Origin of the sequence: Xanthobacter lutulentifluminis, from assembly GCF_043194675.2 — a bacterium.
Taxonomy (GTDB): domain Bacteria; phylum Pseudomonadota; class Alphaproteobacteria; order Rhizobiales; family Xanthobacteraceae; genus Xanthobacter.
Genome location: NZ_CM195525.1, coordinates 1,708,546 through 1,734,424 on the forward strand (window position 1 = coordinate 1,708,546; position 25,879 = coordinate 1,734,424).

Consider the following 25,879-nt stretch of genomic DNA (forward strand, 5'->3'; position numbering starts at 1 on the left):
ATGACCGCACAGCCCCGCCCCCTCGGCATCGCCGGCACGCTCACGCGCGCCTTCATCGCCTCGCCCCTCACCCCGCTGCTGCTGATCGCCGCCTTCGCCTTCGGCCTCATCGCCCTCGTCACCCTGCCGCGCGAGGAGGAGCCCCAGATCTCCGTGCCGATGGTGGACATTCGCGTGTCCGCGCAGGGGCTCAAGGCGGAAGATGCGGTGAAGCTCGTCACCGAGCCGCTGGAAACCATCGTCAAGGCCATCGACGGGGTCGAGCACGTCTATTCCAACACCCAGGACGACGGCGTGGTGGTCACCGCCCGCTTCCTCACCGGCACCAGCCCCGACGCGGCGATCCTGCGCGTGCACGAGAAGGTGCGCGCCAATCTCGACCGCATCCCTGTGGGCATCGCCGAGCCGCTGATCGTCGGCCGCTCCATCGACGACGTGGCCATCCTCGTCCTCACACTCACCCCGAAGCCCGAGGCCGCCGCGCGCTGGACCGCCAACGACCTCACCCGCGTCGCGCGCGAGTTGCAGGCGGACATCGCCAAGCTGCCGGACATCGGCCTGACCTACATCGTCGGCGCCCAGCCGGAGGAGATCCGCGTCGCGCCCGATCCGGAGAAGCTCTCGCTCTACGGCATCACGCTTGCCCAGCTGGCCGGCAAGCTGGAGGGCGCGAACCGCACCTTCAATACCGGCACGGTCCGCGAAGCCGGCGCCCAGCGCACGCTGGTGGCGGGCCAGACGCTGCAGACCCCCGCCGAGATCGGCAACATCCTCCTCACGGCGCGCGACGGCCGCCCGGTCTATGTGCGCGACGTGGCGGATGTGACCCTTTCCACCGAGCCTTCCGAGGCCCGCGTCACCCATGTGGAGAAGACCGGCGACAGCCTGACCCGCCGGCCGGCGGTCTCGCTCGCCATCGCCAAGCGGCCGGGCACCAATGCCGTGGTCATCGCCGAGGAGGTGCTGGCGCAGATCACTGCCGCGCGCGGCGGCACCATCCCCGCCGACGTGGAGGTGAAGGTCACCCGCGATTATGGCGACAGCGCCAACGAGAAGGCCAACGAGCTGCTGCTGCATCTCGGCCTCGCCACCGTTTCCATCGTGGTTCTGGTGGGCTTCGCCATCGGCTGGCGCGAGGCGCTGGTGGTGGCGGTGGTGATCCCCACAACCATCCTGCTCACGCTCTTCGCGGCGCGGCTCATGGGCTACACGCTCAACCGCGTCAGCCTGTTCGCGCTCATCTTCTCCATCGGCATCCTGGTGGACGACGCCATCGTCGTCATCGAGAACATCGCCCGCCACTGGGCCATGAAGGACGCCCGCTCCCGCGCGCAGGCGGCCATCGACGCGGTGGCGGAGGTGGGCAATCCCACCATCGTCGCCACCCTCACCGTGGTGGCGGCGCTCCTGCCCATGCTGTTCGTCTCCGGCATGATGGGCCCCTACATGAGCCCCATTCCCGCCAACGCCTCGGCGGCCATGGTGTTCTCCTTCTTCGTGGCGGTGGTGCTCACGCCCTGGCTCATGCTGAAGGTGGCCGGCCGCGGCGGCGCGGCCGTCCATGCGGAGGCGGCGGACGGCGGGCGGCTCGGGCGCCTCTACGTGCGGGTGGCGAAGCCCATCCTCGCCTCGCGGGCGCGCTCGGGGGCCTTCCTCACGGCCGTGGGCGTGGCGACGCTGGCCTCGTTGAGCCTGTTCTACACCCACGGCGTGACGGTGAAGCTGCTGCCGTTCGACAACAAGACCGAGCTCGCCGTCATCCTCGACCTGCCCGCCGACACCTCGGTGGAGGCCACCAACCGCACGCTCCAGGCCATGGTGGACGTGCTGGCCGACCTGCCGGAGGCGGTCTCGTTCCAGACCCACGCGGGCACGGCGGCGCCGTTCAACTTCAACGGCCTCGTGCGCCACTACGGCCTGCGCAGCGCACCACGGCAGGGCGACATCCAGATCAACCTGAAGCCCAAGGGCGAGCGCAGCCGGCCGAGCCACGCGGTGGCCCTCGACGTGCGCGAACGCCTCAAGGCCATCCCCCTGCCCGCCGGCAGCGCCCTGAAGGTGGTGGAGCCCCCGCCCGGCCCTCCGGTGCTGGCGACCCTGCTCGCCGAGATCTACGGCCCCGATCCGGACACCCGCCGCGCCGTGGCCCGCAAGGTGCGGCAGGCGTTCGAGGCGGTGCCCTTCATCGTCGACGTAGACGACAGCTTCGGCACGCCGGGCGAGCGGGTGCGCCTCGCCATCGATCAGGACAACCTCGAATTCTACAAGGTGGAGCAGGGCGACGTTTACGACGCCATCCGTGGTGTCTTCTCCGGCGCGACGCTGGGCTATTCCCATCGCGGCGGCGGGCGCGCGCCCATCCCCATCCGCCTTGCCATGGCGAAAGGCGGGCAGGCGGTGGATCCGCGCACCCTGTCCACGCCCGTTCCGGCCAATGCCCTGCCCGGCGGGCGCGGCGTGGTGGAGCTGGGCGACGTGGTGCGGGTGGTGCGCGAGCCGGCCTCCTTCCCCGTCTTCCGCCACAACGGGCGGGCGGCGGAGATGGTCTCGGCCGATCTCGCCGGCGCCTACGAGGCCCCGGTCTACGGCATGCTGGCGGTGAGCCGCGCCATCGAGGCCGCCGACTTCGGCGAGCTGCCCAAGCCGGTGGTGGCCCTGCACGGGCAGCCCACCGATGAGAGCCGCCCGACCCTGTTGTGGGACGGCGAGTGGGAGGTGACCTGGGTCACCTTCCGCGACATGGGCGCGGCCTTCGGCGTCGCCATCCTCGGCATCTATATCCTGGTGGTGGCGCAGTTCGGCTCGTTCAAGCTGCCGCTGGTGATCCTGACGCCGATCCCCCTCACCTTCATCGGCATCATGGCGGGGCACTGGCTGTTCGGCGCGCCGTTCTCGGCCACCTCCATGATCGGCTTCATCGCGCTCGCCGGCATCATCGTGCGCAACTCGATCCTGCTGGTGGACTTCATCCGCCACGCCCGCGCGCCCGAGCGGCCGCTCACGGACGTGCTGCTGGAGGCGGGCGCCATCCGCTTCAAGCCGATCCTGCTCACCGCCCTGGCGGCCATGATCGGGGCCGCGGTGATCCTGACCGACCCGATCTTCCAGGGCCTCGCCATCTCGCTGCTGTTCGGGCTGGCCTCGTCCACGGCGCTGACGGTGCTGGTCATCCCCGCCATCTACGTGGTGCTGCGCGGGGAGCGGAAAGGACCGGCCACCACCTGACCGGTGGACAGCCCGCGCGCGGCTCCGTTTTCGCCGCCCGGGCCGCTTGACAGGGAGGGGCCCCAACTCATAAATGGCGCCTCCCATGGATCGGGGCCGTAGCTCAGATGGGAGAGCGCTGCAATCGCACTGCAGAGGTCAGGGGTTCGATTCCCCTCGGCTCCACCAATCAACCTCCTGAAAACTCTGGCAAAATCTCGACCCCGGGATTTCCCGCCCAGCACGTGCGTGAGCGCGCGGTTGCCCATGACGGACACGCGCGGGATTTACCGGGACGCGGCCGTTAGGCTCGGCGCCATTCCCGTTTGAGGATCTGCACCGCGGGCGGTGCCCTGTCCTGCGGCGGGAAACGCCCGAAGCGGTTCGCGACCATCTCGGGGATTATCCGCCGAAACTGAAGGCGGGAAGGCTTGGCCTGGTGATCATGAGCCAGAAGATGCCGGCGACGGCCGCGAACGCCGGAAAGCCAAACGCGAACCAGGCCCAGAACAGCCGATGATAGAGGATGGGGAGCGGGAAGCCGCCCGCGTGAGCGCTTTGAGCGAGGTCGCGCATGCGCATCTGCATCCACACCACCGGCAGCCAGAACGCGCCTGTGAGGAGATAGAGCAGGATCGACAACACGATCCATCCCTCCGTGAGGGAATAGCCCGTGTTCCACGCGAGCAGAACACCGCTGATCGGTTGCAGAACCACAGCCGTGGCGGTGAAGATGAAGTCTGCGAGCACGACGATGCGCGCCACTGCCGCGACGGTCGCCGCTGACCCCGTGAAATGGGCGGCGACCAGGAAGAAGGCGATGCCGGCCCCCGTTCCCAGCAGGACGGTGGCGCCCAGGATGTGCAGGTATTTCTGGACGAAGTAGTCCATCAGCGGTCGCGCAGCGTGGCCAGCGCCTGCAGGTGCAGGACGACGATGGGGACGATCTTCACCAACGGCCCGAGCGGGTCCAGCCACAGGCGAGGCACCAACGCGGTCGCGGACAGGGCATAGAGGATCGAAAGCACTACCCCGCCAGCGAGGGCCAGCCGTGCGGTCCGGCGCCAGGCGATCCCGAGGCCGATGGCGAGGTCGGCCAATGCCCCGGCGAGGGCCAGCGGCAGAGCGAGGGCACCTGTTCCCGCCTCCTGAAGCAGGGTTTCTCCGGCGGAAGCGGCCGGGCCCAGGGAAATCAGCCCGGTGGCGATCCAGAACAAGCTCAGGGTGGCGAGCACGACCGGCTTCAGCAGATAGAGCACGGCGAACCAGCGCTCCTGCACACCGGCCGGCTCCGCCGAGAGGGCGGCGGTCAAGGATTGCAGGGCGATGCCCGTCATCTCCTGCCATTGTCTTGGGTCGCCGGCTGCGCCGCGGCGGATCTCCCTGAGGATCGTGCTGCGCACCGGGGGGCGCCAGCCCAGAAGGCCGGCAGCGTCCCCGAGCCGGAAGACAAAGCCTGCGACCGTCGCGGAAACCCCCATCATCCGGGCCTCCGGCCATCCAAGCCAAGCGCGGTAGAGGCGGATGACGTCCGCGAAGGACAGGTGCTGCGGCCCGGCGAGGTCGAGCACAACCCGGCCCGTTGCCCCCGGCGGCAGGAAGAACGCGACGGTGGCGGCCACGTCGTCGAGCGCGACGATATCGAGCGGGCCGGTCTCCTTCACCACCGGCAGGATCGGCAAGGTGGCAAGCGCCCGGAACAAGGCACTACCGCCATAGGCTCGGCGCCCCACCACGACGGACGGCCTCAGGACCACCCATTCGAGATCCCGCGCCATGAGGGCAGTGTCGCCGACATGCTTGGTGCGGGAGAATGCGGTGGGCGTGCCAGCGTCGAGCCCTATGGCTGAAACCTGGATGACCCGGCGGACGCCGCTTCGCTCGCAAGCCAGCGCCAGCGCCGCCACGGCGCGCGCATGCACGGCCTCCACGCTTTCACCCGGAGCATCCTGCAACAAGCCGGCACAGTTCACCACGGCATCGAGACCGACGAGGTGGCAATTCCAGTCCTCGGCAGCGGTCAGGCGGCTCATGTCGATGGCCTGCCATGATGCCGCGGGCTGGCTGCGGCCGGCAACCGCGGTGCTGCGGGCCCAGCCCAGCACCTGATGACCATCCGCGAGGAGCCGGGCGACCACAGCGGAACCGATCAGCCCAGTGGCGCCGAGCACCCCAACACGCATGGTCGTCTCTCCGCGCCACGGCATCCCGCGCCGTCGCGCGCCAGCCTCGGCCAACCCATATCGCAGGCTCATCTGAGGCACCAGTTGACCCTCTCCACCCGCCGGCCGCACGGGGGCGCCGAACTCCGCGCCCGAGCCGGAGGAAGGCCACCGCACACGCAGCCAGCTTCGCGGGCCGGCCAAGTCGCTTTGGGACCTGTGTTCGCGAAGTCGAAATCCGGACCTCCCCTATGCCCCGGCAAGGTCTCGGCCGCGCAATTGGCAGTGAACAGGCCTACGCTTGGTGCCGACGCGGCCGACACCCAGCGCCGCTCCGCAGTCTCGCGGCTCCACCAAGCCCCCTCTCCAAATTGTCTGATCCCGCCAGGGCATTCCCCCGCCAGGGCATTCCCCCGCCTCGGCGTCCGCGCGCCCAGTCATTGCCCGGTGCGGGGCTTGCGCCATGATGGGAGACGCGTTTCCCCCGCTCCCCTCCCCGCGCAGGCCCGCCATGCAGCACTTCCTTTCGTCCGTTTCAGCCCTCGATCCGCTCATCGCGCTCGGCGTCTTCATCGCCACGGCGGCGACCGATGCCTGCTATGTCGCCTTCACCTCGGCCGTGGTGGCGCGCAGGCGGCTCTCCGCCGCCAACTGGTCGAGCGTGTGGTACATGCTCTCCTCCTTCGCCGTGATCAGCTACACCGAGAACTGGGTGTACGTGGTGTTCGCGGCGGTGGGCTCGTGGGTGGGCGCCTTCCTGTCGCTCACGCTGCTGCACCGGCCGGGCAGCGCCCCGGCGCCCGTCGGCTCGGCGCCCCCGGAGTAGGCGCCGGCGGCGCGCCGGCCTGAACGGCGGCGGTGGCGTCCGGGCGCCCATGGGATTAGGAAGACATCCCAGACACTCTTCCGATGGCTCCCCTCGACGCCTGACGATGCTGCGAAACAGGTGGAACCAGCCGTGCCCTTCCTGACGACCCATCCGGCGCTCGCCCGTGCCCTGGCCGAGCGGGACTACACCACCCCGACGCCGGTGCAGCTGGCGGTTCTGGCCCCCGAGGCGGCGGACCGCGACCTGCTGGTCTCGGCCCAGACCGGCTCCGGCAAGACCGTCGCCTACGGGCTCGCCATGGCGGGCACCCTGCTCGACGGTGCCGAGCGGTTCGGCCCGGCATCCGCCCCGCAGGCGCTGGTGGTGGCGCCGACGCGCGAGCTGGCGCTTCAGGTCCAGCGCGAGTTCGCCTGGCTCTACGGGGCGACGGGCGCGCGCATCGTGTCCTGCGTCGGCGGCATGGACCCGCGGCAGGAGCAGCGCCAGCTGAACCTCGGCGCCCATGTGGTGGTGGGCACGCCGGGCCGGCTGCGCGACCATCTGGAGCGCGGTCGCCTCGACCTGTCGGCGCTGCGGGTCGCGGTGCTGGACGAGGCCGACGAGATGCTGGACCTCGGCTTCCGCGAGGATCTGGAGTTCATCCTCGAGGCCACTCCGCCGGAGCGGCGCAGCCTGCTGTTCTCGGCCACCATGCCGCGCGGCATCATCGCCCTCGCCAAGCGCTACCAGCACGACGCCCTGCGCATCGACGTGGCGAGCGCGGAAGGCGGCCATGCCGACATCGAATACCGGGCCATGCGCGTCGCCCCCACCGAGGTGGACCACGCGGTGGTCAACGTGCTGCGCTATTACGATACCCCCAGCGCCATCGTCTTCTGCAACACGCGCGAGGCGGTGCGGCGCCTGCAGGCCATGCTGCAGGAGCGGCAGTTCTCCGCCGTGGCGCTGTCCGGCGAGCTGAGCCAGAACGAGCGCAACCACGCCCTGCAGGCGCTGCGCGACGGGCGGGCGCGGGTGTGCGTGGCCACCGACGTGGCGGCGCGCGGCATCGACCTGCCCAATCTCGGCCTCGTCATCCACGCCGAGCTGCCCACCGACGCCGAGAGCCTGCAGCACCGGAGCGGCCGCACCGGGCGGGCCGGGCGCAAGGGCGTCAGCGTGCTGCTGGTTCCCCCGTTCCGCCGCCGCCGCACCGAGGACCAGCTGCGCGGCCTCGGCATCGTGCCCGCCTGGTCCGGGCCGCCGACCGCCGAGGACATCCGCGCGCTCGACCACGAGCGGATGCTGCACGATCCCCTCATCACCGAGGAGCCGGCGGAGGAAGACGCCGCCGCCGGGTTGGCTCTCCTTGCCGCGCATTCGCCGGAGCACCTGGCCGCGGCGCTGGTCCGCCTCTACCGGGCCGGCCTGCCGGCGCCGGAGGAGGTGAGCGACCCCGGCACCGCGCGGGCGGCACGCGAGCGGGCCGCCGACCGCGACTTCGCCGGCGGGGCGGGAGCGGGCAGCGTCTGGTTCCGCCTGAACGTCGGCCGCCGCAACAATGCCGATCCCAAGTGGCTCCTGCCGCTGATCTGCCGGCGCGGGAACGTGACCCGCAAGGATATCGGCGTCATCCGCATCTTCGACGAGGAGACCGCGTTCGAGGTCAGCCTCGCCGCCGCCGACCGGTTCGCGAAGGCGGCCCGCAAGGCCGACGGAGACGATGTGCAGATCGAGCCGCTGCCCGCCGGCCCGGCCGGGGAGGAGCGTCCCGTCCGGGCCCGGCGGCCGGGCGGCAAGCCGGCGCACGACAAGCCCTTCCGGGGCAAGGCGTTCCGAAGCGGAGCCCCGCACGAGCGGCCGGAGGGCGGCCCGGGCCATGGCAAGGGCGAGCGCGCGGCCAAGGGCCATCCCCCGCGTGGACCCGCCAGCGGACCGGGCAAGGGAGGAGACAAGGGACGTGACAAGGGCCCCGGCAAGGGACCGAAGGGCAAGCGGACGCGCCCCTGAGGCGCGCCGGGCCTCCGGCAGCGCGGACTGACGGTCCACCGGCCGTCGGCGTGGACGCGCGCGGCATGGCCGCCATAAGCGGGCGTCCCCGGCATCCCCCCACACCCGTTCTGCCCGCGCAGGAAGGGCGCTCCGTGGCGGCCGCCGGGCGGGGCCGTGAGGCCTACGCACAGCTGAAGCTGGCCACAGCCGATGCCCGCGCCGCCGTGCCCGCGACTTCGGCGGACGCAGCGTTAGCCTGCGCCCCGGCCTGCCGCTGGAAAGGTTGCGGAGCACCGGGGTGCCGCTCCGGCACCCCCGCCTCTTTCCAAAGCCATGCTGGAGTTGTATCTGTCGATTTACCAGCTTGTTAGCCGGTCGTCGCCGGCGCATCCGCGAGGTCGATCCGTTCGTGAAATGCCCACCCCGGTGGCTCGGCCTGCTGACCAAGCCGATGCTTATCGCTGGCGTCGTCGCCCTGGTCTGGGCGTTCGGCCTCGCTGAGCGGATCGCCGGTTTCAGCGCCGGCCTTGGCGAGAAGGATCGCCTCGTGCGCTGGTCCGCCGTGCTGTCGGGCGCGACGCGTGATGCGATTCCGGTCACGCTGGTCGACATCGACCCGGCCACCATGGCTGCGCTCGGCCACCCCCAGGTCGCGCCGCGAGAGCTGCTTTCCGGGCTCATCTCCCTCGCTGCCACCAAGCAGGCGAGTGGCATATTCCTGGACATGGATACCTCCCGCCCCGGCACGCCCTCGGGCGACGCCGCGCTGGCGGGCCTCGTGACCGCCTACCCGCGTGAGGCGCCTCCGCTCGCGCTCGCGCGCCGGCTCGGCGTCCCGACCCTCGGCGGGTCCGGCGCCGATGCGCTGGAGGAGCAGCCTTCCATCCTCGATGCGGCGGTGGGCGGCCGGCCGAATGTGATCTGGGCCGCGAGCGTGAGCCGCATCGACGAGGACCGGGTGGTACGGCGGTGGCAGCTGAGCCACACCACCTGCGCGCCCGGCGGCGGCAGGACCCTGCCCTCGCCCCAGCTGTTCGCCGCGGCGGTGGCGGGCGTGCCGCCCCACCCCCTCTCGGCCGTCGAGGCGTTCGGGACCGCCCGCGCCGCGGCCGTGTGCGCGCCCGCGACGGCCACGCCGCCCCCCGCCTGGCCCCGCAACCCGGACCAGAGCGCCGCCATCGCCTTCCTGATCCCCGATGGGCCGGACCTTGCGGCGCCGCAGTTCATCGAGCGGGGCGGCCGGCAGGTGCCTCTGTTCCGGCGCGTCTCGGCGCGCATGCTGATGACGGCCTCGGGTACGGTGGTGGCGCCGCGCGCGGTGGCGGATGACCTGCTGCGCGACCGCTTCGTCATCATCGGCGCCAGCCATGCCGAGAGCATGGACGGGCACCTCACGCCCATCGGCTTCCTGCCCGGCGCGCTCATCGTCGCCAATGCGGTGGCGACGGCGCCGGCCGTGCTGTCCGGCCAGCCCCTCGGCCCGCTCGGCGGAACGCTGATCGCGCTGGCGCTGCTGGGGACGCTGGCGCTGATCACCGCCCGCCTGCGGCCGCTGGCGGCGGGTGTGGTCGTGGCGCTCGCTGTTCTGGGAGCGCTGATGGTGCTGGGCCGGATCTTCGCGCCCTCCACCGCGAGCGACATCGTGCTGGCGGCCTTCGGCATGGTCGCCTTCCTCTCCACCGCCGAGGGGCTTCTGGCCATCGGCAAGGACTGGCGCGCGCGGGGCTGGCGCGCGCTGCTGAAGCCCGACAAGCCGACGCCGCAACCCACGGAGACCCCCACGTGATGCGCGCCACACCGCTGCCTGCCGGACCGCGCCGTGCGCTCGCGCGGCGGCTCCCGCTCGCGGGCCTGCTCGCTGCCCACCTCGCCGCGATGGTGCCGGCGCAGGCCCGCGACGCGGATATGCGTCCCCCGGCCGGCTACATCGTCGGCGTGGAGCTGCCGGACACCGACCCCGAGGCTGCCGCCCACCTGCTGCGCGAGGGACAGGAGATCCCGGTGCAGATCGGCGGCGCGCTGTTCGACGGCGACGCCGTGGTGGTGCGCGCGCCTGGCGCGGCGGTGACCATCGAGACGGTGAACGACCGCCAGCTGCGGGTCGATGCCGCCCGCTCGCCGCACCCGGTCAAGGGAGCGCTGCCCACCGGCGGACGCTTCAGCGCCATCGCCGCCATGATCGGCGAGCTGTTCGAAACCAAGCCGTCGGCGCGCACGGTCAATCTGATCGGCCGCAACGACGGTCCCCTGCGCCTGCAGATCGGCCGCGGCGCGCCCCAGCGCGTGGTGCCCGGAACCCGCCTGTGGCTGGGCTGGCAGGGTGGCGTCGCCCCCTTCACCGTGGAGATCCGCGCCGGTGGCCCGGACAGCGCCGTGCTTGCGACCGCACCGGTGAGCGGACGCACCGCAACCCTCGCGCTGCCGCCGTCCGCCGCCGGCTCGCTGGTGCTGGCGATCCGCGATGGCGAGGGCGCGGAGGCGAAGGTGGACCTGCTCGCCGACCCCGCAGCGCCGCCCGTTCCCGCCTGGATCGCCGAAGGCGCGCCCACGCCGGCCTTCGCGCAGGTGGCCGGCGCGCTCTGGCTGCTGGAGCGCAAGCCGGCGGAATGGGACCTGCAGGCGGCGGCGCTCGCCGCCGAAGCCGGGCGCTATGGTGCCGCCGAGGAACTGCTCCGCCGCCTCGCCGAAGGCCGGAAGCCAGGACGATGAGGCCGCGCCGCCGCGCCGCGCTGGCGCTGCTCGGGGCCCTCGTCGCCGGCTTCGCGGCCGATGCCGCCGCGGCGAAGACGCTGGCGCTCCTCGTGGGCGTCTCGGACTATCCGGCCCTGCCGGCCGACAAGCAGCTCAAGGCCCCCGCCAACGACGTGCGCCGCATGCAGATGGCGCTCAAGGCCCGGGGCGTCGCGCCGGAGGAGATGGCGATCCTCGCCGACGGGGTGGAAGGCAGCGCCGGCATGCCCACCCGCGCCGCGATTCTCGCCGGCCTCGACCAGCTGGCCGCGAGCGCGCAGGCGGGCGATCTCGTCATCTTCTATGCGTCCGGCCATGGCACCCGCCAGCCCTCGCGCACCGCCCTGAAGGTGGACGGGCTAGACCAGGTGTTCCTGCCGCGCGACGCGGCGCCGCCCCGACCCGAAGCGACTTCCGGGGCGGAGCGCAACCGCTTCGAGAATGCCATCGCCGGGCCGGACTTCGGCGCACGGCTGGATGCCATCCGCAGCCGCGGGGCACATGTCTGGTTCATCCTCGACAGCTGCTTCTCCGGCTCCGCCTCGCGCGCCGTGGGCGATGGCGTGCATGACAAGAAGATCGCGCTGGAGGACATCGGCCTGTCCACCGCCGGGGCCATGACGCCGGAGAAGACCACGGTGCTGGCCGACCTCACGCCGGCTCTGCCGCCGGGCTCCGGACAGCTCGCCGCCTTCTACGCGTCCCAGCCCAACGAGACCGCCCGGGAAGTGGCGCTGCCGCCCGGCGCGCCGATGGAGCGGCGGTCCTGGGGCTCCATCTTCACCACCGCCCTCACCGACGTGATGCAGCGCGCGCCCGCGCTCAGCTATCGCCAGCTGATGGTGGAGACCGGCCGCGTGCTGCGGGCGGATGCCGCCTTCCAGGCCCGCCAGACGCCGAGCTTCGACGGCGACGGCATGGACGCCCCGGTGCCGGGTGGCGGCGCCGCGCAGGCCGTCGACGCAATGGCGTGGCGGGTCGGCGCCGGCATCCTGCATGCCGGGCAGATGGAGGGGGTGGAGACCGGTGCCGTCGTGGCGCTCTACGACAGCGCGACGCAGCCGGCGGGCCGGCCATCGGGCCATGCCGTGGTGCAGGAGGTGGAGGCAACCCGCGCCCGCCTCGCGGCGCTCAAGCCGGGCTGCATGCCGGCGAGCGCACGCTGCCCCACGGTTGCCGGCGCGGCGATGCTGGACAAGGCCGCTTACGCGCGGCTGGCGCGCCCCGCCCCGCAGGAGGCACTCGCCATCTCCGGCCCGCGCCCGTGGCCCGGCGCCGCCGCGCCCGATGCGGCGCAGGCCGCGCGGCTGCAGCAGGCGTTCGACGCCGCCCTCGCCGGGCCCCTGAAGGACGGCGCGCGGCGCGATGACGCCGCCCCGGCGCTGGTGGCGTGGATGTCGATGGACGGCCTGCGCTTCATGCCTGCGGGGCTCGATCCCCAGGCGGTGGAGACCGGCCCGCTCGTCGCCATTCCGCCGGGCATGGAGACCGGCAGCGCCGCCGTGGCGATCGCCCGCGCGGTGCTGCGGGCGCGCCAGATGACCCGGCTGCAGGCGATCGCCGCCGCCGGCAGCGGGCGCGACCTCGACGTCTCGACCCAGGTGATGCGCTTCGGCCTCGACCCGGCAACGCGGCAGTGCGCGTTCAAGGGCCCGGCGGCCGCGGTGGCCGAGGATGCGCCCGTCACCGTCTGCGACAAGGTGCAGGTGGCGGTGGAGAACCGCAGCACCCGCCCGGTCATGCCCGCCATCTTCTTCCTCGACGATGCGTGGAACCTGATGGCGCGCCGCCCCACCTGCCCGGTGGGCCTCACGGTTTCCGATCGGCTGGAGCCGGGGCGGCGGCTGGTGTTCGAGGTGCCCTACCATCCCCGCGCCATCGTGCCGGGGCGCGCGCCCGGCACCACCAACGGGGTGTTCGTGATCGGCGTGCCCTTCATCGAGGGCGAGACCGACCTGCCGTCCCTGTGCGCCCTCACCGGCTACAACGACCTGCCCGGCGCGGCGACGCGCGGCGAGGAAGGGGCAGGTCTCGACGACCTCATGGACGGCACGACCCGCGGCGGGCGGCTGCCGCTGGAAAGCGCCAGCCTGTCCCTCGCCTTCTGGCCCATCAGCCAGCCGGTGAAGCCCTAGAGGCACCCTCCCGCGAACCGGAACCGGCCCCGCGGTACGGGGCCGGTTCGATCGGCCGGCTCAGGGCCGGCGCTGCGTGCTGGCGGCCGCCGGCGCCGGAGCTGCCGCGGCGGGCGCCGGGCTCGGCTGGGCGATGGTGGCCTTGATCCAGTCGATGTAGAGCGCGAGCCGGGTGTACACGCCGGGAAATTCGGCATGGCCGCAGCCGATGCCGAAGCTGACGATGCCCACCTGCACCAGCGGCCCATCGCCCTTGCGGCTCAGGATCGGGCCGCCGGAATCGCCCTGGCAGGTATCCACCCCGTCCACCGCGGCGCCGGCGCAGAACATCTGCGGGGTCACCACGCCGCCGATCTGCGGCAGCTGCTGCTCAAGCGTCCGGCGCGCGGCGGCGGAGAGGTTGAACACGTAGCTCAGGTCCTCCAGCGCCCGGCGCGCATCCGGCGAGCCCACCAGCGCGGAGGTGAGCACCCGGTTGCACCGGTTGCGGTCCACCGCGTTCAGGCGCGTCTCCATCAGGTCGGGCGAGGCACGCCCGCCCTCGGCCGTGGTGCCCCAGCCGATGATGCGCAGCTCGGCCCCCTCCGGCAGATCCGCCGGCTCGGTTTCCCGCGTCACCACCGTCACCTGCTGCACCTTCACGCCCGGCTTGGGCGCGCGCTCCAGCTCCACCAGCGCGATGTCGTTGACGTTGGTGCCGGTGACGTACTTCGGATGGGCGATGATGCGCTTGATGGGGATCCAGTCGCGCGCGCCGTCCTCGGCGAGCAGGCTGGTGTTGCCCACGTGGACGAGGAGGTTCTTGGTGCTGCGCAGCCCCTCCACCTTGCCGCCCTCGCCTTCCACGAAGCAATGGGCCGCCGACAGGATCCAGCGCGAGGTCAGCACCGTGCCGCCGCACATGGGCGAGAAGCCGGTGATCTTGCCGTTGGTGCTGGCCACGCGAACGATCGCCGCCTGGAACGGATAGGAGCCGGCAGGCGCCTGCGTGCCGCCGACGATCTTCTCGTTGGTGCCGCGCTTCAGGAGACCGCCGGTCTTCACCGCCGCGCCGGCGGCGGCATAGGGCAGCGCGCGCGCAGCGGCGCCCGGACGTGCGGCGCGGTCCGCCGCCAGCTCCGCCGGCCCGACGCTGTCCACGGCCGGCAGGGTGGAGGGACGTGCGGGCGCGCTGCCCGGGGCCGGCTGGAGCAGCAGGTCGGTGCCGGGCGCGGCCGGCGCGGCCGCCGGGCCTTCGGCCGAGGCCGGGAGGGGGGCCGCCGCGATGCAGGCGGCCAGCGCGAGGAGCCGGAAGCCTCCCCTTGCGGCACGGGAGCGGAACGACTGGAGCATCATGGGTGTCACTCTGTCGGGAGGGGGATCAGGGATTGGAAGGACCGGCAAGCCGCCCGCTCGAGCGAGGCGCTGGAGGGAACCGGAGGCGGCGCACGGCCGCGTCGTCGCCGGACGCGAGGGCCGGACCAGTCGGCACCGGCGCCGCGCGGGGTCGCCGACCGGCACGAGGCCTCGGTGCGGGCGCCGCGCATCGCCGCGCGCCGGCGCGCGGTTTCGGCGCCTACGCCCTGCAGGGTCGTGCGCGAGGGGATGAGCGGGATCATGGCTGCCCCGCCGGGCGGCTGCCGAGCCAGTCCGCGCCCACCAGCGCCTCCAGGAGCTTGCGATCCTCGCGCGCGGCCTCGGTATCGCTCACGGGCGGCTGAGGCGCGCTGAGGGCGTCGCGCGCCGCCGCCCGCGCCTTCTCGCCATCGCCGATGCCGTGATAGGCGAATGCCTGCGCCCGCAGGATGCGCTGCGACAGGTCGCGATCGGCCCGCACCCGCAGCCGGGCGCGCTCCAGCAGGGTCGAAAGGGTGCGCACGGTGGTGCCGTCCGGCGCGTAATAGGCCTCCAGATTGGCGAGCCCGAGCCGGTCGGAGATGGCCTTCTCCTCGCCATCCAGCATGGGGTTGCTGCGCGCCAGCACGTGGGTCTCGTAGGTGCGGCGGGCAGCGTCCATGCGGCCGAGGGCGGCATAGAGGCCGGCGAGGTCGCGGGCCGGCGCGACCATCATCCAGCTGTCGCCCTTGCCGGCCTCCACCAGCCGCGCAAGCGCGCCCTCGCCGAGCCGCAGCGCCAGGTCCCTGTCGCCGTCGTCGAAGGCGATGAAGGCGCGCTTCAGGTCCAGCCGCACATCGGCGGCAACGCCGATGGCTGCGCCGGTCTCCCGCAGCTTCTGCGCCTCCGCCACCAGCGCGCGCACAAGGCCCGCGTCGGTCTGGTCGAGCGCCATGTCGAGCAGGAGCTCGACCCGCCGCGTCTCCTCCCCCGGCAGGGCGGCGACAATCTCGTAGGCCTCGCGCGTGAGCCGGGCCGACAGCGCCGGATTGGCCGGGGCGACGATGCTGGAGCGGGCGGCAAGCAGGTTCACCAGCGCCTGCGCCCGCCCCTGCGGCGCCGCGCGGATCTCGCGGATGGCCTCTTCCGCCAGCGCGTCGGCACGGGCGGTGTCACCCCACCAGACCTCGATGGCATTGACCCAGGCGCCGCGCGCCACATCGTGCCGCGGGTCGCTGGCGGGCAGGCGCCGGCCCAGCCGGCCCATGAACTCCAGCGCCGCGGCGTAGCTGGGGAAGACGAAATCCTCCACGCCCGCATATTCCACCGCGGTGAGGCGCTCGATGGTGTCGAACTGCGCAAGGTCGATGGCCGCGACCTGGCGCTCCACCTCCGCCCACTGGGCGGCGGCGAGGCGCGGCAGGCCGCTGTCCTCGGCGATGCGGGCGCTCTCGATCCGCAGCAGCGCGGCGGACAGGCGCCGCTGCAGCACCGGCCGATCGGCGACGGCGAGCGACGCGCCGGCATCGGGAAGACCGGCCAGCAGCACCCTGCGCTGGAGCGCCAGCATGCGGCGGGCGAGATCCGACGCGCCGGCGCGGATGGCGCGGCGGGCGACGTGGCCGCAGGTCTGCGCCAGCTGGGCGTCATAGGCCTTGCCGTCGATGGCGACACGGGCGGCGCGGGCGGCGACGAGAGCCGCCGAGGCCACGTCGCCGGTGAAGGCGAGATAGTTGGCGATCAGATCGGCGCTGGCGCGCAGCTGCGGATCGTCGGCCCGCCGATGCAGCAGGCGCGCCACCAGCAGGTCCCGCGCCGCCTCGTAGCGGTCCGCCCGCAGGGAGGCGCGCGGGACATCGCTGGTGAGGGCGACGAGGATCGCCTCCGCACCCGCCATGTCCCCCTGCGCGAGGGCCATGTCGGCGCTGCGCCGGCAGGCCGCCATCTGCGCCTCGGACAGGCCGGGATGGCCGGCACACGCTTCCGGCGAGGCGGGCGGCAGGCCGCGCCGCCCCTCGGCATCCCGCTCGGCCTCGGCGACGAGCAAGCCCAGCTTGCGGACATCGTCCGGCTCGATATGGCCCTTCGCCGCGAGCGCGACGGCCTGGCGCAGGAACCTCAGGGCGAGCTCGGGGCGCCCGTCGCGCAGCAGGCGCTGGCCCATGAGCGCGGCGGCCTTCGCCTCCATCTCCTCCAGTTCGGCGGAGGGCTCGCCGGCCCGGCGCCCGTTCTGCGCCGCCGCCAGCACGTGCGCCAGCGCGTAGACCTGCCCGTCACGCCCGCGCTGGGCCTCGGCCAGGGCGAGTTCGGCCAGCACCGTATCGGGAGCGTCCAGCGGCGCGCCCAGATAGTTCAGGATCGCCGACTGGGCGTTGCCCTCGATCTCCGCCGCGCGGTCCTTCAGCACGTGGCCGGCGTATCCGCCCAAATCGTGGAACCGGATCAGCAGGTCGATATCGCCGGCATCCTCCAGCGGGACGCGCAGCGTCTGCAGCAGGGCCGCAGCCTGCCGGGGCTCGCCGGCGGCGAGCAGCCGGTAGGCGGCATCGAGGCGGGCGGCGAGCTCGTCCCGCAGGGGAGCGGCCGGCGCCGGCTGCGACGCGACGGATTGCGCGGCCGGTGCCTGCGCCAAAGCGGGCTGGTGCAGCAGAAGGCCGGCCACGAGCGCCGCTGAGACGGGAGACAGCCGCCTCATCGCCCTTCTCCCACCATGACGAAGGGCGCCCAGATGGCGGGATGCGCCAGGGTCGGGTCGGCGGCATCGGCGATCAGCGCCAGGGTCGCGCGCCGGAACGCCTCGGCCTTGGAGAGCGCGGGATCGGCCCGGAGCGCGGCGAGGGTGCCGGTGGTGAGCCGGGCAGCGGCGTCGTCCCGCACCGGCCAGTGGGACACCAGCAGCGTCCGCGCGCCGGCATAGAAGAAGGCCCGCGCGAGGCCGGAAAGGCCGTCCGCGCCCGGCGTGCCGTCGCTGCCGGCGGTGTTGCAGGCGGACAGGATCACCCAGTCCGCCGCCAGCTGCAGGCGCGCCGCCTCCGATGCGGTGAGCAGCCCGTCGTCGTCCCCGTCCGCCACCGGCGGCGTGAACACCAGCGCCGGTTCGGACAGGCCGGGAATGTCGCCGGCGAGAAGCCCGTGGGTGGCGAAGGCGAGGACGCGATAGCGCGAGAGATCGGCCGCCAGAACCGCGCTCTTGGTGGCCGCGGCCCCCACCTGCACCGCATCCGCCGGCGCGCCGAGGGCCTCCGCCAGGCGGCGCAGCTCGCCTTCCGTCTGCGGCAGCGGCGACAAGCCGCGCACCGTCTCCAGATCGACCCGCCCGCCCCGCAGCAGCGTGTCCGCCACGGCCGGGGTCGCGGCGGCGACCTGCACCGGCGGCCCGCGCCCACCCAGCAGCGGCGCGCCGTAGCCGCGGAACGGCAGCGGCGCCGGGGTGGCGGGCGCCGCGCGCAGCGACCTCAGGCTCGACACCGACGGCAGGGTGACGATGCCCTGCCGTCGGATCAGCCAGGCGGTCTCCCGCAAGGCGCCGGGATCGGTATCGTCGCCCTGCGGCGGCTCGGTCACCAGCAGCGCGAACGGGAGCGAATCGAACGGCCGCTCGGCGACGATGAAGACGCGCCGGCGCTGCGCCAGCAGCGGCTCGAGCGGCGCCAGGATCTGGCGGTAGAGATCATGGGCGCTGGCGCGGCTGAAGGCCGACTGCGCGCGGGTGGCGATGCCGTCACCGTCCACGTCGGTATCGCCGAAGTCGCGCAGGGCGGACCGCATCACCGCGACGGCGGCGGGATCGAGGCCGGCGCGCAGCGCCTTCACCTGCGCCACCAGCTCGTCCCGCGGGACCGCCACGCGGTGCCAGTCGGCGGCGTCGCGGGTCAGCGCCCAGACGAAGGTCTCGCGGGTGCCGACGAAGACCAGCACCAGCGCCTCGTCCGGCTCCAGCAGCGCCTGGGCCGCCGCGATGGAGACCGGTTGCGGCTGGGACAGCTCGGCATAGGCGGGGAAGCGCGCGGCCATCTCCCGGTCGCTTTCCGCGATGCGGGCCTGAAGCGCGCCCGCCTCGGCGCGGCGGGCCTCCACGTCCTTCTCCGCCGCGGCGCCGCTGGCGGCCATGCCGAACGCCTTGACCAGCGCGCGGTCGGCCCCCTTCCACGCGGCGACGAGATCCTGCCGCTGACGCACCAGCCGCGCGAGCTCGTCGGAGCCGGCGGCGAAGCGCGCGCCGAGCTGGGCGAGGGCGACGCTGGCGGAGGTGAGCATGGCCTTCTGCGCCGCCTGGAAGGCCTCGTCGCGCAGCTGCGCCGGCGCGGGCACGGCCTCCTGCGCCGCGAGCGGACGGAGCGGAGCAAGGCCGAGGGCGCATGCCGCCAGCAGCATCAGACGGAGCAGCAGGCGCATCATCGGCCGGCCTCCGGGGGCAACAGGTCGAGGCTGAACTGGCGCACCACCACGCCGCCGGCAGCGCCGTCCTCCGCCTCGAACGGATTGGCGCCGCGCAGGCCCGGCTCCACCAGCGCAGCCCGGCCCAGCAGGTCGATGAAGCCGCGTTGTCCCGCCCCTCCGCGCAAGGCTCCGGCCGCGGCGGTCGCGACGTCCCGCTGCAGCAGGTGGCAGAGCGACGGGGGGATGCCGCCGGACCGCGGCAGGGCGAAGACGAGGATGCGGTGCAGCCCGATCTGGCCGGGGCCATCCTTGCCCCATGTCCGCAATGTCGTGCGCAGCACGAGCGGGCCGGAGGCACGCGCCGGCAGCGTGGCGATGCAGCCGTTCTGCCGCCAGCCGCGCACCGGCACTTCGATGCCGCCCAACGGATCGATGAGGAAGATGCCGAGGTCGATCTCGCGCTCGGAGCGGTTGGTGATGGTGAGGCGCGCCGTGTCGCAATGGACGAGCGCCGCCGCCATCCCGCTGTCCACCGGCTGCGGCGCCGAGGGCCGGGCGGCCGGTCCGCAGCCGCGCCGGGCATCGGCCAGTTGCGCGGGATCGGTCTCGCGGATCAGCTCGAGGCCAATCTCCACGTCGCCCGAAGCGGCGCCCGCGCCCATGTCGGCGACGCTGGCGAGACGCACCAGATTGGCCGCCCGTGCGAAGGCCCACACCGCATCGCGCAGCCGGCCGGGCTCCCCGGCGGGGATCGAGAAGCTGCGGCCGTAGGCCTGGGTATCCGTCACGAGGCGGCCGCCCTCCGGCACCAGCCACAGCCGCCCGTCCGCCAGATGGAGCGCGAGATCCGCCGGCTGGCCAGCCGGCACCAGCTCGATGCCGATGGCCGGCGCCCCCTCGCGCGGCTCCAGCGCGCGGGCCATGGCCAGCGCCGCCTCGGCCGGCGCGACATTCGCCACGCGGTACCGGAAGGCGACGCCGGGCCGCTCCATCTGCACCCACAGCACCTCGCGCGCGGCGGCAATGCCAGACGGCAGATCCGCCAGCGGCACGCGGCTCTCCCCGGCCGCTGCCACCGGCAGACGCACCCTGCCGAGCGCCCGCGCATCCGCCAGCGGACCGTCGAACACGGCGATTTCCGTCCCCTCGTCGAAGCCCTGCAGCGCGCCGGCCTCGATCACCAGGTCCGCGCCCTCACGCCGGGTCGCGAAGCGGCGGGGCCCGCTGGCGCCGGCACCCGGCAGGCCCCGGTCGAGATCGCCCTCGAACACCGGGAGCGGCGCCTGGGCAAGCTGCGCGGACGCCGCCATGTCGAGGGCGATCATTCGGGCGAGATCGCGGAACGTGGCCGCCCGCCCGCTTTCCAGCGCGCGCAGCAGGTGCCAGGTGAACACACCGAACGTGGCCTGCGTCGGCCCGTCCGCGACGGGCTTCGCGACGAGGCCGGCCGCAGGCGCCGGAAAGGCCCGCTCGATGGCGGGGGTCCAGGAATCCACCGCGAAGAAGGCCACCAGCGCCCCCGCCTCCACCGGCGCCGGCGCGCCGGCACCCCGCAGCATGGCGCCGCGCTGCGGCGGACGGGATGGCGCGCGCACAGCCGCGGCAGCCAAGGGCGCCTCCCCGGTCGGCGGCGTGCCGAGCGCGGCGGCATCGACACCGCGCGCCACGTCGGCCGAGCGGGTGACGGTGCCGGCGTGGCAGGCGTCCACCACCACGAACACGGTGGCGCCCCGCGCGCGGATGCGGTCGAGGGCGGCGCCCAGCTCATCGTCCACGATGGCGTTGCGGATGGTGCGCGCGGCGGGATCGTAGAGCCCGGCATCGCGCGGCAGCAGCACCTGGTCGCGGCCGCCGGCCTCGGGAAGCGCGCCGTCGGCACGGGCTGCCTCGGGCTGCGTCGTGCCATGGCCGGAGAAATGGAACAGCACGGTGTCGCCCGGCCCGGCGCGCTGCGCGAGGCGGGCGAGGCCGTCGAGGATCGCGGCGCGCGTGGGCGTGGCGGCGGGGACCGGCACGTCCGGCGCCTGCGACAGCCCCTCGGCCAGAACGGTGATGTCGGCCGCCTCGAAGCCATGGCGAGAGAGATGGCGCCACAGCAGGATCACGTCGTTGCGCGGCCCGGCGAGGGGGCGGATCTTCGGCTCGTCGTAATCGGCGACGCCCACCAGCAGCGCCAGATTGCGCGCCGCCGCCGGATGCGGGCACGCCAGCGCGAACGCGAGCAGCGCCCCGGCCAGAAGGCCGAAGACGCCCTGCCCGCGCGCGGGACGTTGCCGCGCGGGACGTCGCACCGTGCGGAATGGGCTGCGGCCGCGTGCCGCATGCCGTCGCTCCGGGTATCCCGGCGATATCTCCGTCACCCCCCCATGCCCCGGCGGGCCTCCCCCTGAGTTAGGTGAGTATAGGCTGTTGAAATAGGGCGTGAAAATGGCTCCGCCCCGGGCCGGTGCGCGGTCAGGGCCGGCAGGCGGTCAGCTTCCACAGGCCATCCGGCGGCACGAAGCGGCGCCCGTCGCGCTTCCACGCCCAGAAGGCCTTGGACAGGCCGGGCAGCTGCACCAGCGGCGGCGCCTTGGGCGGCGTCTCGCCACGCGGGTCCACCCGCTTGAGGTCATCGCCGAAATAATAGAGCAGCGAAGACGGCGCCTTGCCGGCATCCAGCCCCTTCGCCTTGCCGCCCGGCGGGACCCGCATGAAGACGTGGGTGGCGCTGAAGCCCGGAGGATCGGCAATGCCGAACTCGGCGGCGAGGCCCTGCCGCGTCTCGGCGAGGCGCAGCACCCATGGCCGGTCGGCGGAGGCATCGGACTTCAGGGGATGGGTGATTTCCCACGCGTTGGCGACGCCCTCCGGCGCGCTCCAGTCGTCGTCGGCATCGAGCGGGGTATAGACTGCCTTGTCGAGCGCGCACTCCAGCGCCGCCGCGGGGGCCGCGGCGGCGAGCACGAGGAGGGCGGCGCAGGCGGCTCGGATCATGATTGGACCTCGGTGGCATCCTGCGCGAGGTTAGCCGAGCCGGAAGTGGCGGCAAGACGAGACAAATACGGATGAGCGGGAACGTCATCGACGGGATGCAGGGGCTGGCGGGGATCCGGGTGGATCGCCACGCCGTGGACCGGCTGGCGGCGCGCGGGCTGATCCCGGCGGAGGCGCGCGACGCGGCCCTCGCCCTGATCGAGCCGCCGCGCCGGTGGGGGCTGTGGGCCGGGCGGCTGCTGGGCACGGTTGGCGCGGCGCTGGTGCTGTGCGGCATCATCTATTTCTTCGCCTTCAACTGGAACCGCATCCCGCCCCTCACGCGGCTCGGGCTGATCGCCGGGATGATGGCCGCGGCCTGCCTCGCGGTGGTGGTGCTCGGCTTTGGCCGGCGCGGCTCGCAGGTGGCGTCCACCGCCGCCGTCACCCTGGTGGGCGTGTTCCTCGCGGTGGCCGGCCAGATCTACCAGACCGGCGCGGACGCCTGGACCCTGTTCGCCGCCTGGGCCGGCCTTGCCCTCGCCTGGACGCTGCTCGCCGGCTCGGCCGCCACCTGGGCAGTGTGGATCGCCGTCGCCGCCACCGCGCTCGTCACCTGGTGGGACCAGACCCAGCCGGCCGATGCCGCCTTCCACAGCGGCCGGAACCTGAGCCTGATGGCTCTGTTCGGCGCCGCGCTCATCGCCCGCGAGGTGCTTGCGGCGCGTGGCGTCTCCTGGCCGGCGGCGCGATGGACGCGGTTCTTCCTCGGCCTGCCGCTCCTCGCCGCGACGGTCCAGCTGGCGATCATCCTGCTGGCGGCGTTCGGCCGCTTCGGCCCGGCGGAAGGGGGCGCGATCCTCGCCATCGTCGTGGTGCTCGTCGCGATGGCCGCGGTCTACCGCGGTCCCCTGCCCGACCTCGCCATGCTGGCCGCGGTTGCGCTCTCGGTCTGCGTCATCGCCGACTTCGCCGTGTTCCGCAGCCTGGTCGGCGACGGCAGGCGGGGGGACATGGGCACCTATTTCATCATGGGCGTCGTCACGCTCGCCCTGTTCACCGCCGCCGTCGCCTGGCTCAGGGCCACCTCCCGCCACCTGGAGGCGCGTCCGTGAAGCACCAGATGACGACACGCCCCTCCATCGACGCCGCAACGCTCCTTTCCGCCTGGCGCGCCTCCGGCACGCTCGAGCCGGAGGCGGAGGCGGCGGTGGTCACGGCGCTGCGGGCCGACGCCCGGGAAGAGCACCCGCCGCTGCACCTGAAGATCCTGACGGCCGTCGGCACCCTGCTCGCCACCGCCTTCTTCCTGTCGTTCCTGGTGGTCGCGGACCTGATTTCCTTCCGGGACGGGGGCGGCGTGCTCGCCTGGGGGCTCGCCTTCATCGCCGCCGGCATCGTCCTGTCCCTCGCGCTGCCCCGCGTGCCGGCAGGGCTGGGCCGGGATGCCCTCGCGCAGACCGCCTTCACCGCCCTCGCGCTGGGCAAGGTGATGACGGTCGCCGGCGTCATCCTGCTGGCGGGCGAGGACCGGCCGTGGGTGCCCACAGCCGCCATCCTCGCCGTCACCGCCCTGACCTATCCGGTGTCCGCCACCTCGCTGGACCGGGTGCTCTCCCCCTATGCGGCAGGGGTGGCGGCCATCGTGGAAATCCTCGCCCGCCGGAGCTACGGGATCGATCCCGGCCTCGCGCTCACCGCCCTGTTCACGCTGGCGACGGCGATCGCCGGGCTGCTCCTGCTGTCCCATCGCGTGCCGCTGGCGCTGCGGCCCATCGGCACTGCCGCGCTTGCCCTGATGGGCACCATCGTCTGCATCCTCGCCGCCGGACAGGACGCCGGGGCCTGGGCGAGCGGTCGCCCCATGGACCCGCGCCCGGTGGAGGCGGTGCTCACCATCGCCCTCGTGGGCGTGATCGGCTGGGCGGCCGGCGGGCTCGACCGGCTGGCCCGGCCGCCCCTCCTCGCCGCGGCGGCGGGGGCGGTCCTGCTCGGCCTCGCCGGGGCGCCGGGCATCAGCTTCGCCATGCTGGTGCTCATCGTCGGCCACGCGCTGCATGACACGCCGCTGCGGGTAGCGGGCATCCTCGCTTTGCCCGCTTTCCTGGTGCTCTGGTACTACGGGCGCGACATGACCTTCCTCGAGAAATCCGCCACGCTCGTGGGCAGCGGGGTCCTCCTGCTGGCCGGACAGGCGCTCATCGCCCGCGCCGGCTGGGACCGGGAGGAGACGCCGTGAGCCAGACGATCCGACGCGCGCTGTTCCTGCTCGCCAGCCTCGGCGTGCTGGCCGCTCTGGGCTGGAGCGTGCGCGGCCTCGAGACGCTGCGCACCGCCGGCGAGGTGGTGCTGCTGCCGCTGGCGCCGGTCGATCCGCGCTCGCTGATGCAAGGCGACTACATGCGCCTCGCCTATGGGCTGGAACGCGAGAAGATCGATCTCGGCGCCCCGGCCGGGACTGTCATCCTCGCCCTCGATGCGCGCCGCATCGGCAGCTTCCGGCGCATCGCAGGCACCGCCGGGCCGGGCGAGGTGGCGTTCCGGGTCACCCGCAGCGAGGTCGGCAGCGGCGTCCGCGTCGAGCCCCATTCGTTCCTGTTCCAGGAAGGCCACGGGGACCTCTACGCGCGGGCCCGCTACGGCATCTTCCACGTCGACCCGGAGGGCCGTCACCTGCTCGTCGGCCTCGCCGACGCCGAGGCGGAAAGGATCGAGCCGCGCTGAGGGCGGCGCCCCGGCGCCTGCTATTCGCCCTGCCCGAGCGACTTGCGCAGCCGCATCGCCCACACCGTCCAGCCGATGCCCGCGACAAGGGCGACGCCGGCCGCGCCGAGCAGCCAGACCGGCGCATCGTGCCAGGGGCGCAGCACGCCGCCCAGCGCCGCCAGCACCACGAGGCCCGTGGCCACGAGATACACGATGGCGGCGTTCCACGTCTTTGCCCGCCCGCCGGCATCCGGCGCATCATGGGGATCGAGATAGCGCGGCGCGATCACGCCGAGATAGGCGATCTGCAGCAGCGCCCCGAGAATGAACAGGACGGCGGCAAGGTCCAGCAGCAGGATCAGCGCCAAGCCGCCGGCCGCGATCAGCACCGAGCTTGCCGCCAGCCAGAGCTCGCGGGCCCGCTCCGCCGGGTGCGGCGGCGTGCCCATGATGGCCGTGTAGGCGGCATCCGCCATTCCCGACACGGCCAGCGAGCGCACCACCAGCACGCCACTCATCACATAGAACAGGCCAACCACGCGCAGGGCGGCTTCGACAGCGATGTTCATGAATCCCCCAAGAAATCACAACAGCACGGTGGAGAAAGCGGACACCTGCCAGCGCCCGTCCGGACCGCGCAGGAAGCACAGGCCCTGCGCGGCGGTGTCGCGCACATCCGCCTCGCGCACCGCGCCGACCCGGCCCGAAGGCAGCCGCACGGCGCGCCAGCCGTCTGGAAGGTCGTCCATCTCACCCTCGAAATAGATCAGTCCGGGCTTCAGCGAGGCGATGGGCGGCACCGACGCCGCCCCGGCGGCGACGGGCGCCGCATGGACCGGCGTGGCGGCGGGCACATGCAGGCCGCGCGCGCCCTCGGCGATCCGCGCCGCGGTCTCGGCGTCCCAGCGCAGGCCGCGGTAGGTGCAGTACGCCCCTTTGAGCAGAGGATCCCGGCCCCAGTCCGGCCGCTCCGTCGCGGCCGCGATGGTGTCGAGAGCCTGCGCAAGGCCTTGAGCCTCCCGCCCGGCAGCCCCCGCCGGGGGCGCATCGCCCTCCAGGAAGGCGGCGCCGATGGCCGCGAGCGCCGCATCGCCCTCGGGCCAGGGCCCGAGGGTCTCCACCTGCCGACGCACGGCGGGCGTGAGGCCGGACGTGACGACAGCCACCTTGGGCGCGATCAGGGCGGCCACCGCCTGCGCATCGCGCGCGCCGGCGGCCACATGGAGCCGCCGGGCGGTCGCCACCAGCTCGGGCGGCGGCGTCACCTGCGCGCCCACCTCCACCGCGACCGGCCGATAGGCGCGGCCCTCCTGCGCCCCGGCGCCGCCATGGACACAGATGGCGGCGAGGCAGGCGGCGGCGAGGCCGGGCAGGCGTTGGCGGATCCGGAAACGATTCATCGACCTGGGCTCGAAATGGTGGGAGCGGGAACGTGGCCGCAAAGGCCATGCCGCTGCGACGACGTTCCGTCAAGCGGGGCGCGCGACGAGGCC

General features: G+C 73.5%; 18 protein-coding genes and 1 tRNA gene. 10 read left to right on the forward strand and 9 right to left on the reverse strand.

The genetic code is table 11. From position 1 onward, the window contains the following. Both V5F49_RS07710 and V5F49_RS07715 read left to right on the forward strand, forming a co-directional pair. Complete coding sequence (locus V5F49_RS07710) at positions 1 to 3,225, forward strand: efflux RND transporter permease subunit (protein ID WP_394117677.1); 3,225 nt, start codon at positions 1 to 3, stop codon at positions 3,223 to 3,225. Between the two features lie 92 nt (positions 3,226 to 3,317). After that, positions 3,318 to 3,393, forward strand: a tRNA-Ala gene (locus V5F49_RS07715). 213 nt (positions 3,394 to 3,606) lie between these two features. On the opposite strand, the gene V5F49_RS07720 is transcribed toward V5F49_RS07715, so the two are convergent. Then, on the reverse strand, positions 3,607 to 4,095 hold the full coding sequence (locus V5F49_RS07720) for a DUF2269 family protein (protein WP_394117678.1): 489 nt from the start codon (positions 4,093 to 4,095) through the stop codon (positions 3,607 to 3,609). Next, a complete protein-coding gene (locus V5F49_RS07725; protein ID WP_394117679.1) occupies positions 4,095 to 5,387 on the reverse strand; it encodes an SDR family oxidoreductase in 1,293 nt (430 codons plus the stop codon). The genes V5F49_RS07720 and V5F49_RS07725 overlap by 1 nt, the downstream gene beginning before the upstream one ends. A gap of 490 nt (positions 5,388 to 5,877) precedes the next feature. Here V5F49_RS07725 and V5F49_RS07730 point away from each other — a divergent pair, with 490 nt between their 5' ends. The 5 genes from V5F49_RS07730 to V5F49_RS07750 all read left to right on the forward strand — a co-directional run bounded on the left by V5F49_RS07730 (position 5,878) and on the right by V5F49_RS07750 (position 13,031). Continuing rightward, the gene (locus V5F49_RS07730; RefSeq protein WP_394117680.1) at positions 5,878 to 6,192 is read left to right on the forward strand and encodes a hypothetical protein; all 315 of its coding nucleotides are present in this window, start codon (positions 5,878 to 5,880) and stop codon (positions 6,190 to 6,192) included. A gap of 132 nt (positions 6,193 to 6,324) precedes the next feature. Next, the gene (locus V5F49_RS07735) at positions 6,325 to 8,184 is read left to right on the forward strand and encodes a DEAD/DEAH box helicase (RefSeq protein WP_394117681.1); all 1,860 of its coding nucleotides are present in this window, start codon (positions 6,325 to 6,327) and stop codon (positions 8,182 to 8,184) included. 433 nt (positions 8,185 to 8,617) lie between these two features. Then, positions 8,618 to 9,952, forward strand: coding sequence for a CHASE2 domain-containing protein (locus tag V5F49_RS07740; RefSeq protein WP_394117682.1), 1,335 nt, complete (start codon positions 8,618 to 8,620; stop codon positions 9,950 to 9,952). After that, entirely contained in the window at positions 9,952 to 10,875 is a 924-nt protein-coding gene (locus V5F49_RS07745) for a hypothetical protein (protein WP_509210761.1), read from the forward strand. Before V5F49_RS07740 ends, V5F49_RS07745 begins: the two co-directional genes overlap by 1 nt. Next, a complete protein-coding gene (locus V5F49_RS07750) occupies positions 10,872 to 13,031 on the forward strand; it encodes a caspase family protein (RefSeq protein WP_394117684.1) in 2,160 nt (719 codons plus the stop codon). The genes V5F49_RS07745 and V5F49_RS07750 overlap by 4 nt, the downstream gene beginning before the upstream one ends. A 60-nt stretch (positions 13,032 to 13,091) precedes the next feature. On the opposite strand, the gene V5F49_RS07755 is transcribed toward V5F49_RS07750, so the two are convergent. The 5 genes from V5F49_RS07755 to V5F49_RS07775 form a co-directional block, all read right to left on the reverse strand. Beyond that, a complete protein-coding gene (locus tag V5F49_RS07755) occupies positions 13,092 to 14,366 on the reverse strand; it encodes a serine protease (protein ID WP_394117685.1) in 1,275 nt (424 codons plus the stop codon). 259 nt (positions 14,367 to 14,625) lie between these two features. Then, positions 14,626 to 17,040 (reverse strand): hypothetical protein, encoded by a 2,415-nt coding sequence (locus V5F49_RS07760; protein WP_394117686.1) that lies wholly within the window; start codon positions 17,038 to 17,040, stop codon positions 14,626 to 14,628. Beyond that, positions 17,037 to 18,743 carry a CHAT domain-containing protein gene (locus V5F49_RS07765; RefSeq protein ID WP_394117687.1) on the reverse strand — a complete coding sequence of 569 codons (1,707 nt, stop codon included), beginning with the start codon at positions 18,741 to 18,743 and terminating at the stop codon, positions 17,037 to 17,039. Before V5F49_RS07765 ends, V5F49_RS07760 begins: the two co-directional genes overlap by 4 nt. Next, entirely contained in the window at positions 18,740 to 21,016 is a 2,277-nt protein-coding gene (locus V5F49_RS07770) for a caspase family protein (protein ID WP_394117688.1), read from the reverse strand. The genes V5F49_RS07765 and V5F49_RS07770 overlap by 4 nt, the downstream gene beginning before the upstream one ends. A 163-nt stretch (positions 21,017 to 21,179) precedes the next feature. Continuing rightward, the gene (locus V5F49_RS07775) at positions 21,180 to 21,701 is read right to left on the reverse strand and encodes a hypothetical protein (protein ID WP_394117689.1); all 522 of its coding nucleotides are present in this window, start codon (positions 21,699 to 21,701) and stop codon (positions 21,180 to 21,182) included. A 71-nt stretch (positions 21,702 to 21,772) separates the two neighbouring features. On the opposite strand from V5F49_RS07775, the gene V5F49_RS07780 reads away from it, so the two are divergent. From V5F49_RS07780 to V5F49_RS07790, 3 genes are read left to right on the forward strand one after another with little or no spacing between them, the layout of a single operon-like run. After that, positions 21,773 to 22,795 carry a DUF2157 domain-containing protein gene (locus tag V5F49_RS07780; protein WP_394117690.1) on the forward strand — a complete coding sequence of 341 codons (1,023 nt, stop codon included), beginning with the start codon at positions 21,773 to 21,775 and terminating at the stop codon, positions 22,793 to 22,795. Then, entirely contained in the window at positions 22,792 to 23,919 is a 1,128-nt protein-coding gene (locus V5F49_RS07785) for a DUF4401 domain-containing protein (RefSeq protein ID WP_394117691.1), read from the forward strand. The genes V5F49_RS07780 and V5F49_RS07785 overlap by 4 nt, the downstream gene beginning before the upstream one ends. Continuing rightward, a complete protein-coding gene (locus V5F49_RS07790; protein WP_394117692.1) occupies positions 23,916 to 24,404 on the forward strand; it encodes a GDYXXLXY domain-containing protein in 489 nt (162 codons plus the stop codon). The genes V5F49_RS07785 and V5F49_RS07790 overlap by 4 nt, the downstream gene beginning before the upstream one ends. A gap of 20 nt (positions 24,405 to 24,424) precedes the next feature. On the opposite strand, the gene V5F49_RS07795 is transcribed toward V5F49_RS07790, so the two are convergent. Then, positions 24,425 to 24,955, reverse strand: coding sequence for a hypothetical protein (locus V5F49_RS07795; RefSeq protein ID WP_394117693.1), 531 nt, complete (start codon positions 24,953 to 24,955; stop codon positions 24,425 to 24,427). A gap of 15 nt (positions 24,956 to 24,970) precedes the next feature. Then, positions 24,971 to 25,786 carry a hypothetical protein gene (locus V5F49_RS07800; RefSeq protein WP_394117694.1) on the reverse strand — a complete coding sequence of 272 codons (816 nt, stop codon included), beginning with the start codon at positions 25,784 to 25,786 and terminating at the stop codon, positions 24,971 to 24,973. Between the last annotated feature and the right edge of the window lie 93 nt (positions 25,787 to 25,879).